The organism is Micromonospora sp. NPDC007230 (genome assembly GCF_042869115.1).
Taxonomy (GTDB): domain Bacteria; phylum Actinomycetota; class Actinomycetes; order Mycobacteriales; family Micromonosporaceae; genus Micromonospora.
Genome location: NZ_JBIAFE010000021.1, coordinates 135,684 through 146,810, shown reverse-complemented (window position 1 = coordinate 146,810; position 11,127 = coordinate 135,684). Strand labels below are relative to the sequence as shown.

Genomic DNA, 11,127 nt, shown 5'->3' with positions numbered 1-11,127 from the left:
CGCAACCAACGCGCCAAACCCAAAACCGCATTCGCCACGGGATCCAAGATCCGCCACCCGGATTACCCGTTCAAGGCTGCATGACGGGGCACTAGTCACCACGATGATGGGGCCGAACTGACGCCTGTGCAGTACCACCTCTGTCATTGCGGCCAGCCGTGGGTCTGGGCCGAGGCCTTCGAGAGAATCAACAAGGCTCCAGGCCAGATCCACGCGGCCTAGGTCGTCTCGGCTCGCTTCCTGCCCTCCACTGATTAGCTGCATTAACGCCGAGTGCAGAGCGGGCCGGCTGCGGATGCCATGTCGCTTGTTCAGCAACATCGCCGCCTGCTGAAAGACCGAGCGCTCGGCGGGGCCGAGCGTCACTACGTAGTCTTCTGGACTGACGTGCCGATTACCGCTCATGTTGATGGCCTCGGCCAAGGTGAGTTGGACCAGCGCGGGATGGTGGAGCCATGAGGGCATACCCTCGTGTGGCCCGCGGTCGGCCACGATTGTCTGACGAGCCCGGTCGGCGATGCTGATGACGGCGGGCAGCACGGCGCTGTCGGGCCTAGTACGGCAGCCGCCGTTCGGAATCATGGCTGGAGTTCGAGGTTGAGGCGTCGGGTGTAGTGGGATCGTCGGGCTCGGGCTTGATGCCGGCGTCGCCACTGTGACCAGTGCAAACGGTGAGCGAGGTCGCTGATCGGGCGGATGATGAAGGTGTTGATCAGACGGCGGACTTCGTTAACCGTCAGCTTGATCAGCCCGGTGTCCTCCGAGTCGTCGGTGTCGCCTGCGGCGGCATCGGCGGCGCAGATCGCCAGGACGGCGAGGGCGGCCAGGGCGAGGGTGGTGAACCGGTGCCAGGAGTCCCACCGGCGGACCTGGTGCTGGTCCAGGCCGACCTGACTCTTGGCGGCCTGGAAGGCTTCCTCGACGGTCCAACGGATCCCTGCAACCCGCACGAGCTGGGCGAGGGTGGCCGGCTGAGGGGCCCAACACCGGTAGAAGGCCAACTCCCCGGTGGAAGTGTTGCGGCGGATCAGGAGGCTGTGCCGGCCACCGTCGTCGGGATCGGCGTCCGTGGTGACCTGATCCAGCCAGGCCCAGTCGTAGAAGCGGGGCCCTTTCGACCCGGCCCCTGCGCTGCGGCGCTGCCACGCCGAAGCGGGTAGGTCGGCGGCGACCCGGTCGGCACGAACCTTGACCTTGCCGCCGTCGAGGGGCACCAGGTGACTGCGGGACACGGCCAGGACATAGCCCAGCCGGTGTTCACGGAGGTGGGCGCGGAAGACGCTGCTATTGCCGTAGGCCTCGTCCGCGGCGGCCCACGCCACCGGCACGCCGGCATCGACCGCTGCGGTGATCATGTCGGCGGCCAACTCGGACTTCGTGGCGAACTCGACCTCGTCCGGAACACCAGCGCCCTGACAGCGGCCCCGGTCCTCAGTCCACGACACCGGCAGGTAAACCCTGCGGTCGATCAGGGTGTGCCCGTCCCGGCCGGCGTAGCCGAGGAACACCCCGACCTGCGCGTTTTCGATCCTGCCGGCAGTGCCGGTGTACTGGCGTTGCACCCCGACCGAGTGAACGCCCTTCTTCAGATCACCGGTCTCGTCGACGACCAACACCGCGTCCGGGGCACCGAACCGGTCGACGATCACCGTCCGCAGATCGTCACGGACGGCGTCGGCGTCCCACACCGCCCGATACAACAGCCGCTGCATCGCATCCGGCCGGGCATATCCGGCCTGCTCCGCCAACTGCCAACACGTCTTGACCTCGACATCCGACAACAGCCCCGCCACGAACGCCGCCGCCGTCCGACGCGGCTCGACCCGCCCGAACCGACCCGCGAACGAGCCGCACACCCCGCCCAAAACCCGCTCCCACTCAACAGGGTTTACGCTGTGGCACGCGGCCACCGCCAGATCTGAAGTTATGTCCACAACGTACAGACGATCACGCGGTGGCCGCCCCGCATCCACCCCTCGCGACCAGCGACATCTCAAACGGCGGCCGCCGTACTAGGAAGGGCATCGAGAAGGAACAAGGCCAGGGGTAGCGATTGCAGCGCGAGCCGTACGGGACCGCGGCGGACGTCTAGCGTGGTGGTGAGGAGAACCCCGTGACGAGGCTCGGTCGGCGACAGGCTGGCAAGTTCCAAGGCGAGGTCAGGGTTTAGAAGGCGTACCGGAGTGACGCCGTGGCTCCTGAGCACGACGGCCCATTGCTTGAGTAGCTCGCGACGCGACGACACAACCAGGACGAAGCCGGACGTAGCGGTGCGCGCGATAACATCCGCCAGGGTCTGCGTGATACCGGACGCGGCAGGTGCCCGCAGCACGATGTGGCGCGTGTTGCGGACGCGATCCAACCGCTCGGCGAGCAGGGCGTGAGCAGGTGCGCCAGCAGTAATTGCACCATCCTGACCCTGCGCTGCAGCCACACACGGGCGTTCATGACAAGGTCAACCTCATCCGGCGTCACCGCATCACGGAAGTGAAAGACCTTGTTGCGGACATCCCGCACGGGTTCAAGCATGGAGAAGACCAGCTCCCGACTACTACCGAAGGTGCGGCTGAAAACCCGGCCGAAACGCTCGGGACTGTTGATGACGGAAATCAACTCGCCGAAGGTCAGATCCTCCAAGCGCTCGGCCGGGTTGCCGTTCGCGTCTGTGGGTCGAGCGGCGGCGACAAGCGCGCGAAGCTCGTCCTCGGTGGCGCACGCCCGCTGAGCCAGGTAGCGCGTCGCCAGCTCGACGTCGCGCACGATCATGAACTGCCTTGCCGCGGTCCAGAGGTAGCTGTTCACGTCGGCGGCGGTGACGACCGCAAGCAGCCGCTCCTCGTCACCCACCAACACCGCGCCCTTCTGATTGAGCGCCTCCAACGCGTCTTCCCCGGTAACTCACTGCTTCGCGCTGAGCCTACTGGGGTTGCCACACCCGTTCATCCGCAGCCGGCCTAGCGGCTCTGGGCTCAACTAGCCATCATCCCTCGTGTCAGGGTGCGGCTAGGCACTGGCCCGGCTGAGCTGCGGGGATGGTGCCGGACGCTTGTGGCTGGACTACCGCCCCAAGCCGGTTTGCCTAGGTCGGGTGGGCGCGTTGTCTGCCGCGGTGGCGTACCTCCGGAAGATCATCGGGTTGCGCCGCGCGAGCCAGATCCCCGACCTTGAGTTGGCCGAGGTACCGGCGAGCTAACTTCGCCACCGCCGGGCCGCTCAGGCTCGCGTTCGCCACGAGCGCCGACAGCATCTGGGCACGGCTGATCGGAATCCCTTCAGCTGCGGCTAGCCGGACAAGAAGGTCGAGGTGGGCGTCGACCTCGGCGGGCCACTGGACAGAGGTCGTGCGGCGCTGCGAATCCTTCAACAGGCCCACGCCCCACCCGCCCCTCTATCGCCAGATGAATAACTAATATATAGTAGGTACATGCTCGGAGCGATAGTCGATCAGGCGGTGGGCGGCTCGATAGCCCGGCGTGGGGCTATCGCGGTTGCGGGTCGGCGTTTGACGCCGACACCGGTCTTCGACACCTACTGGAGGTTTGCGGAGGCCCGGCAACGGATCTACATCGCCCGCCTACGTGGAGCGCGTCGCCCGTGGACCGAGGATCCGATCCTTGCGCACTACCGGTTCACCAACTGCTACCGCGCTGCTGATCGGGTCAGTCAGCACCTGATCCGCGACGTCATCTACCGCGGCGATCAGACCTGGAGCGAGGTCTTTTTCCGGACCGTGTTGTTCAAGCTGTTCAACCGCTCGTCGACCTGGCACCGACTGTGCACCGCACTGGGCACGCCGACCTGGAGTGGGTACCGGTTCGAGGCCCTGGATCCCGTGTTGAGCGAGGCGCTCGCGGCCGGGGAAAGGCTCTACTCCGCCGCCTACGTGATCCCGCCACCGAAGCTGGGTGAGGCGCGGAAGCATCGCAACCACCTGCGCCTCATTGAAATGATGATGGAGGCGTCGACGCCCTCCAGGATCGCTGACGCCCGAGGTCTGCGCCAGGTGTTCGAGATACTCCGGTCGTTCCCCGCGTTCGGGAACTTCCTGGCCTACCAGTTCGCGATCGACCTCAACTACGCTGCCGCGCTCACCTTCGACGAAATGGAGTTCGTCGTACCGGGGCCTGGCGCCCGCGACGGTATCCGCAAGTGCTTCGGCACGGCCGCGGACGGGATCGAGGCCGACATCATCCGCTACGTTGCCGACACGCAGGAGCAGCACTTCTCGCGACTGGGACTGTCGTTTCCCACCCTGGGGGGCCGTCGCCTCCAACTGATCGACTGCCAAAACCTGTTCTGCGAGGTCGACAAGTATGCCCGCGTCGCACACCCAGACATCGCCGGCATCAGCGGCCGAACCAACATCAAGCAGAACTACCGCCAGGATACCGCGCCACTAACGGCGTGGTTCCCCCCGAAGTGGGGCATCAACGACCGCCTGCCGACCGCGGCGTCCCCCACGGAATGATCACCCCATCATCCACCGCCTACCCGAGGAGCGCCCCATGTCCCTAGACCCGCAGACCGGCGGCGACGTGGCGTACGCGGACGCTGTGACTGTCCTGGCCACCGCGCTGGACCAGCTCGGCGCCCGCATACACCGTGACCTGCACATCGAGAGCAGTCACATCGACCTCAGTGCCGACCCTCAACTGGCCAACACCTTGGCCGGGTTCTCGGCCTATGCGGATGAATGCCTCACTGTGCTCGACAACCCCGCCGTCACCCGCGCCCTAGCCGCTGCCCAGGCCCACCAGACGCGGTAACCGCACCCCGCCGTCAAGCTCTATGGCACTTCGGTGAAGCGAGCCAGCATCCGGCGCACTGGCACGATCGGCGACTCCAGATGCGCGAGGCCCGCCACCACGGTCAGGTGGCCGACCCGCAGGCCTGTCTGCCCTGCAACGTGGGCAAGCAGCCGACCGAGCCCAAGATAGTTGCCGTAGCCGCGCTGTACCACGTATTGGCTGCGGTACGTCGCCAGCAGGTGTACGTGGCCCTCCGTGTCCAGCTGGAACGAACAGTGACTCAAGCACGGGAACGCCATCGCGTTGTTGTCCCGGCCAGGGATGTAGACCGGCGCGTTCGTGGCCGCGTCGTCGGGAACGGCCAGGACAGTCTCGTAGCGCGCCTGCTTGGGGTTGCCGCCATCACGTTCGATGCCGATGCGGGTGATGACAGCGCCGATTTGGTCGAACGGCTTGTCACCGGCCGGGTATTGGATCAATCGGCCGAAATAGGTGCCGCGCCTGTTCTGCGAGTAGCGCTTCCGCAGGAACGCGTACATCCTCACGTAGCGGTCCACGAGCTCCGCGTGGTCGCGGCTGGAGGAGGCGATCGCGGCGGGAAAGATCGTGTTAGCGACCGTGTCCACGCTCTGGAGCTTCTGAGCTGCCAACAGGTCGTCCATGGCCTCCCGCACCCCAGGTGTCTCAGCCACCGGGTCGGCGATCCGGACCACAGCGTGGATCGCCTTCCGCTTCGGCTCACTGTCAAGGCGGCCCGCGACGGACAGCCACGCGGTGGACACGTTGGACGCCTCAACGCTGATCATGCCCATCGTCGCGCTCCGCTCATCGGTCCGACCCGAGACTGAGTCCGCGCACTGGCGATGAGCCCGCGATGGTCGTCGGGCGTGGGCATCAGGGTGACCGACCAGGCCTCCCGCCGATCCCCTGACCTCACCGTCAGCACCGACTCGCTGTCAATGCATCCGGTGATGTCAAACTCGACGCCGTCGCCGGGGGAGACGGCATGTGGCTCGGCGAGCATGGTCACCCCGTCCAGACCGGTGAACTCTGGGCTGTCACCCAGCCATGGAGCCCGCACGACGAGACGGTCGCCCTGCTCAACCGGCAGAAGACTACCTTCGGTCAGGCCGCTCAATTCCCAGACACGATTGGCGCCCTGTCCGCCAAGGCGGGCGCGCAATCGCGCCGGCTGAACGGCTGCCCAGCCCCTCGCGACTCCCGGCGTCACCATCCTGAGGTGCTGGACGTGCCGCAGTGTCCCGCGATACGACGTGCCCAGGTGCAGCGACATCTGGTAGACGTCCATGGCCTCGCGCGGAACATCCAGGCCCAGCCGGGTCAAGGTCGTTTTGACCGCCCGGATCGGCATCAGGAACCACGCCGCGAATGCCTCCGCCTGCTTCTCCTCGTCCGGCCACTGCTGCGGCGGGGTCGTGCTGAACGGGTCACGGCCGTCGGCGAGGCACCGCCCGTGTCCCAGCTCCGCGTGGCCGAGTTCGTGCGCGGCGGTGTGCCGGATCGTTGCCTCGCCCATGGTGCTGTTGAGGAAGATGCCACCGTGCCGATTCGGCCCTGGCGGGAAGTACATGCCGAACAAGGTGGGCATATCCTGGCCGGAGACCATGAGGCCACACCGCTTCAGCGCGGCGAACACATCGACGTAGCGGTCCTCGGGCAGGTCGAGGCGGCGGCGCAGATTGGCTGCGGCGATGCCGGCGACCCGGTGGGCCATCAGCCAGTTCACGACGATGCTCCTCGGCGGTCCGGTACGGGATGGTCGTCGTGGGCGTCAGCCTCGGCGTCCGACTGGTAGGACATCTCCAGGAACTGGGCGAACCTCATCACCTGATTGAGGTCCTCCGGCTTGAGGTTGGTCAGCCGGCGGGGCAGCCCGGCTACCGCGTGCTCGGCGGGGATGGCGTCGAGGTCCTCGTCGAGGAAGTAGCTGACCGGGTAGCGGTACAGCCTGGCCAGCTTCTTCAGCTCCAGGCTGTCGACCCGCCGAGCGCCCCGCTCGATCTCGCTAATTGCGGAACGCGGAATGCCCGTTCGCTCCGATACCCACTGCTGCGAAAAGTTGAGGTACTCGCGGGTCTTCTTCAGCCGATCACTCAGAAAGGTCGACTCACCGAGACGGCCGGCCTCGGGATCGGGCGTAGTGATCATGATGTTGGGCTCCTGTCGCCGGTGGTGCAGGCAGCTAGTACGACCTCCGCGAAGGCCCGCACAGAGCGCATCGACCGAGCCGAGTCGACGTCAGCGGGGACCTCGACCCCGAGTTCCTGCTCCAACCGAACCAGGATCTCGACGAGACGCAGAGAGTCGATCGGCAGTTCCCAGCCACCCTCCACCAGCTCGTCGCGCACATCCGCCTCGGACTCACCGCGCTCGTCTGCGAGTAGACGCACGACCACGTCGACGACCGCCTCCACTGTGGCATTGGTCAGGCTCGGCATCACTCGCTCCGCTGGCTTGTCGGAAAATCCGTCGTACTGCTGGACTCTACGACATTCCCTGTGGGACAGTCAATCAAGAGCGAGCAAGTTGTCGGGATACCCATCAAAGCTCGGAGGAGTAACGCATGGAGATGACGGCGTACCAGCGCTCCGCGGCCAAGACGATCCAGCCGCTACCCGCCGGCGGCGACCGCGTCACGGTCGCCCTACTCGGCCTGGCCGGCGAGGCAGGCGCGGTGCTGACCGCCTACAAAAAGCAACTGCGCGACGGCCCGGCCGACCCAGAGTTCCGGGCCCGTATGCGCGAGGAACTCGGCGACGTCCTCTGGTACCTGTCTACCGTGGCGTATCACCTCAACCTCGACCTCGACGACCTGGCCACCGCCAACCTCAGCAAGATCAGCGACCGCTGGCGAGACACCCCCGCCGACGCGATCCCATTCGACGGTGACCTCGACACGAGCGAGCAACTCCCACGACACGCCGACTTCGTCTTCACATTGACCCGCGATCCCGAAGACCGCGAAGTGTCGGTGCTCACCTGCAACGGCCAGCAGGTCGGCGACCCGATCACCAACGCCTCACACATCGCCGACGGGTACTGCTTCCACGACATCTTCCACCTGTCCTACGCCGCCGTCCTCGGCTGGTCACCAGTCATGCGGTCACTGCTGAAACGCAAACGCCGCAGCAATCCGGAAACCGACGAAGCCGAAGACGGCGGCCGCGCGATCGCCATCGAGGAAGGCATCTCCGCCCTGGTGTTCGCCTACGCCAGCCGCCACCACTACCTCGAGGGCAAGAACCACATCGACAACGATGTCCTGGACACCATCCAGGGCATGGTCGCCCACCTGGAAGTCGGCGCACACCGGGCAGCGGACTGGGAGAAAGCAATCCTCACCGGCTTCACCGCCTGGCGAAAACTCCGGCGACGCGGCGGCGGTACCATCCGCCTAGACCTCGATGCCCAGAGCCTCACCGTGTTGGAACCTGAACCGGCGGCCGTCACCGAGGACCCGTCGGCGGCCGAGACGTTCCGAGCGGTGGTGGCCAACCTTCACCGACAGAAGGACGCCTCCTACGGCACCTCTTGGAAGCGGCGCGGCGAGCAGATCTCGATCATGGCGAACATCGCACGCAAGGTCGATCGCCTCAACATCGTCGCCGCCACTACGGAATCGACCGCAGACGAGAGCGTAATCGATACAGCTGTGGACCTTCACGTCTACGCGCTTAAGTACCTGACGTTCCTGGCCGACGCCCACCCCACCGTCCTGCCAGACGTGCTTCCCCCTCGCGAGACGGGCGACGGATGGAGTGATGGACCCGACGGCTTTGAACGCCTTCTCGCAGCCGTCGACCTCTCTGCGCTGGACGCCGGGGGCGACGAGCCAATCCAGGATCTCATGGCCGCCGTCGATCACACCTTCGCCGACCTCGAACGATGCTTCTCCGGCCAAGAAGGCACCTCTGCAAGCAGACGGGCGCAGCTGGCCGCGCAGCTTGCCGACCAAGCCGTGAGGATCCTGTCGGCCCTCCGGGCAAGCCATCCCGAGCTCTACCGCGATTTCCTTGATGCCTGGCAGTAGTACGCGCCCGAAACTGGGGCCAGGAGGGCCCGGATGGCGTCCCCGGCTTCACAGATCTTGGTCGACGAGGCTGTCCCACATGGAGCGCCGCCTTCATCGGTTTCCCGCGTGCTTTACGCCCACCGCGACCAGCACGACCAGATGAAAGGCCTCTTGGGGAGGGACGTCGCTGGTGAGTCGTCCGCACGGGGAATGCGATGCGCCACGTGCGCCCGCCCGGCAGGACGCGCCCGACGTGTACATGCCGGGCCCGCCCGAAATAGGGTGACCAGCAGGAACACTCCGGCCTTCGGGTCGCCACCCTTTGACGAGCAAGGACACCCCGACTGATGGCAGTGATCCAGCAGGAGATCGAGAACCGGTTGTGGGACGCCGCCGAGGGCACAGAAGAACCTGGACTTCATCATCTCGGACTGGGAAGTACCCGAGCCGTACAGGGTCTTTGCGTAGTCGATTGAGGTGTGTCTGACCTGGGCGTATGCGGTGTCACGGCTTGATTGGAGGGTGGCGCGGGACGGGTGCGGCCCCGCCGGTGATCATGGAGTTGCTGAGACAACATGACACCGACAAGGACCACACCCGCGCATGTCATCATCGCTGATCGACGTGATCCGTCAGCACGCCCCCGCCCCGACCGACACCACGGCTGCCGGCCGTGAGTCGTCTGGCCTGCTGGCGGCCCTGGCACGAGTTCCTGACCCGCGTGACCCGCGAGGGATCCGGTACCCCCTGGCGAGCGTGCTCGCGGTCGCGGTGTGCGCGGTGATGGCCGGGGCGAGCACGTTCGCCGCGATCGGCGACTGGGTCGACGATCTCGATGCGCCGGCGTGGGGCCGGCTCGGGTTCACCGGTCGGGTGCCGGTCTTGACCACGGTGTGGCGGTTGCTGGTCCGCGTCGACGCCGAGTCGTTGACAGCGGTCCTCGCTGACTGGCTGTGCTCCCGGCTGTCGGCGCCGCCGCCGGTGCGGCGGGTCATCGCCGTTGACGGCAAGGTGGTGAGGGGCGCTGTCCTGCCCGAGGGGCGGGTTCACCTGCTGTCGGCCTACGACACCTCCACCGGTGTGGTCCTGGCGCAGGTCCAGGTCGCGGCGAAGTCGAACGAGATTCCGGCGTTCGCTCCGCTGCTGGAGCAGGTCGCGGCCCGGTTGGGCGGCCTGGCGGGTGTAGTGATCGTCGCGGACGCGCTGCACGCACAGGTCGCCCACGCCCGAGCCGTCGCCGCTGCCGGCGGGCACCTGTATGTGTCGGTCAAGGCCAACCAGCCGACCTTGTTCGCCCAGCTCAAGCATCTGCCCTGGGCGCAGGTGCCCGTCGGGGACCAACACCGCGACACCGGACACGGCCGCCGCGAGACCCGTACCGTCAAGGCGTTGACCGTCCAGACTCCCGGTGGCATCGGCTTCCCCCACGCCCAACAGGCCGTCCGGATCACCCGCTCCCGCACCGTGGCCGGCAAGCGCACACGAGAGACCGTCTATCTGGTGGCGTCACTGCCCGCCGCCCACGCCCCACCCGCTGACCTGCAGGAATGGGCCCGCCTGGAATGGCATATCGAGAACCGGCTGCACTGGGTCCGCGACGTGACCTTCCACGAGGACGCCCACCGGGCACGTACCGGCAACGGGACCCGCCGTCGCAGCCGCCCTACGCAACACCGCCATCGGATTCCACCGCGGCAACGGCGAGACCAACATCGCCAAAGCCACCCGACGCGCCAACCGACGCCCCCACGACCTCATCACCACCGTGACCAGCCGCTACCCAACTAGGCAATGACCCTGCCGAGCCGTACGAAATCAAGTGGAAGGTCCTCAATCGAGGCGACGAAGCTAAACGACGCAACAAGATTCGTGGTCAGATCGTTGGCCCTAACCGAGCAAACGGTCGTCACGAGACCACCGAATTTCGAGGCGAACACTATGTCGAGTGCTATGTGCTCAAGGGCGGCGTGGTGGTCGCGAGGATCGCATCGAGGTCCCGATTAATCCGGCCTGATGGTCAGCCTCGGTCGACAACTCGGGAGCGCTACCTCACTCGTTGCAGCGACTCACCGGCTGTGTCGAGTTGTGCCTGCGTCTCGGCAACCTGTGGCGGTCGCCGACAAACCACGAAAGATGCCGCCGTGCATGCCCTCCGGCTGGAGTCGCATGAAGGGCGGCATCAGACGACTACCGATCTACTGCGGATCGTCGGCTCAGGTGAGGAGTGGCAGACCAGCCAGCACATTTGTCCCCAGCGCCCACGCCGTGTCCAGCGCGCAATGCATCCATGAGCGAATCGATCGCACATGTACCACCTTCCTCTCCTTCTTCGATTCGGCTTCTGGC

General features: G+C 66.2%; 11 protein-coding genes and 2 pseudogenes. 6 read left to right on the top strand and 7 right to left on the bottom strand.

Annotated elements, in window-relative coordinates; translation table 11 throughout:
* Positions 1–84, top strand: a pseudogene (locus ACFYML_RS26505) (transposase); the annotation flags it as partial.
* Between the two features lie 494 nt (positions 85–578).
* Here the strand turns inward: ACFYML_RS26505 and ACFYML_RS26500 are convergent.
* From ACFYML_RS26500 to ACFYML_RS26490, 3 genes are all read right to left on the bottom strand, one after another.
* Positions 579–1,865, bottom strand: coding sequence for an IS701 family transposase (locus ACFYML_RS26500; RefSeq protein ID WP_387423225.1), 1,287 nt, complete (start codon positions 1,863–1,865; stop codon positions 579–581).
* Positions 1,866–2,166: 301 nt separating this feature from the next.
* Complete coding sequence (locus ACFYML_RS26495; RefSeq protein ID WP_387423220.1) at positions 2,167–2,880, bottom strand: hypothetical protein; 714 nt, start codon at positions 2,878–2,880, stop codon at positions 2,167–2,169.
* Positions 2,881–3,079: 199 nt separating this feature from the next.
* Positions 3,080–3,373 (bottom strand): hypothetical protein, encoded by a 294-nt coding sequence (locus ACFYML_RS26490; protein ID WP_387423219.1) that lies wholly within the window; start codon positions 3,371–3,373, stop codon positions 3,080–3,082.
* 51 nt (positions 3,374–3,424) lie between these two features.
* Here ACFYML_RS26490 and ACFYML_RS26485 point away from each other — a divergent pair, with 51 nt between their 5' ends.
* Both ACFYML_RS26485 and ACFYML_RS26480 read left to right on the top strand, forming a co-directional pair.
* Complete coding sequence (locus ACFYML_RS26485) at positions 3,425–4,468, top strand: nucleotide kinase domain-containing protein (RefSeq protein WP_387423218.1); 1,044 nt, start codon at positions 3,425–3,427, stop codon at positions 4,466–4,468.
* A 37-nt stretch (positions 4,469–4,505) separates the two neighbouring features.
* A complete protein-coding gene (locus ACFYML_RS26480) occupies positions 4,506–4,766 on the top strand; it encodes a hypothetical protein (protein ID WP_387423217.1) in 261 nt (86 codons plus the stop codon).
* A 20-nt stretch (positions 4,767–4,786) separates the two neighbouring features.
* Here the strand turns inward: ACFYML_RS26480 and ACFYML_RS26475 are convergent, their stop codons facing one another.
* Genes ACFYML_RS26475 through ACFYML_RS26460 form a run of 4 tightly spaced genes read right to left on the bottom strand, consistent with a single transcriptional unit; the run spans position 4,787 to position 7,207 of the window.
* Positions 4,787–5,560 carry a hypothetical protein gene (locus tag ACFYML_RS26475; protein WP_387423216.1) on the bottom strand — a complete coding sequence of 258 codons (774 nt, stop codon included), beginning with the start codon at positions 5,558–5,560 and terminating at the stop codon, positions 4,787–4,789.
* Positions 5,551–6,495, bottom strand: coding sequence for an ImmA/IrrE family metallo-endopeptidase (locus ACFYML_RS26470; RefSeq protein ID WP_387423215.1), 945 nt, complete (start codon positions 6,493–6,495; stop codon positions 5,551–5,553). The genes ACFYML_RS26475 and ACFYML_RS26470 overlap by 10 nt, the downstream gene beginning before the upstream one ends.
* Positions 6,492–6,917, bottom strand: coding sequence for a helix-turn-helix domain-containing protein (locus ACFYML_RS26465; protein WP_387423214.1), 426 nt, complete (start codon positions 6,915–6,917; stop codon positions 6,492–6,494). Before ACFYML_RS26465 ends, ACFYML_RS26470 begins: the two co-directional genes overlap by 4 nt.
* The gene (locus tag ACFYML_RS26460; RefSeq protein WP_387423212.1) at positions 6,914–7,207 is read right to left on the bottom strand and encodes an acyl carrier protein; all 294 of its coding nucleotides are present in this window, start codon (positions 7,205–7,207) and stop codon (positions 6,914–6,916) included. The genes ACFYML_RS26465 and ACFYML_RS26460 overlap by 4 nt, the downstream gene beginning before the upstream one ends.
* Before the next feature lie 125 nt (positions 7,208–7,332).
* Here ACFYML_RS26460 and ACFYML_RS26455 point away from each other — a divergent pair, with 125 nt between their 5' ends.
* From ACFYML_RS26455 to ACFYML_RS26445, 3 genes and pseudogenes are all read left to right on the top strand, one after another.
* Positions 7,333–8,799 (top strand): nucleoside triphosphate pyrophosphohydrolase family protein, encoded by a 1,467-nt coding sequence (locus ACFYML_RS26455; RefSeq protein ID WP_387423211.1) that lies wholly within the window; start codon positions 7,333–7,335, stop codon positions 8,797–8,799.
* A 585-nt stretch (positions 8,800–9,384) separates the two neighbouring features.
* Positions 9,385–10,569: an ISAs1 family transposase gene (locus ACFYML_RS26450; RefSeq protein ID WP_387423210.1), complete on the top strand. Its 1,185-nt coding sequence runs from the start codon at positions 9,385–9,387 to the stop codon at positions 10,567–10,569.
* A 23-nt stretch (positions 10,570–10,592) separates the two neighbouring features.
* Positions 10,593–11,072: pseudogene (locus ACFYML_RS26445) on the top strand (hypothetical protein); the annotation flags it as partial.
* Positions 11,073–11,127 lie beyond the last annotated feature (55 nt).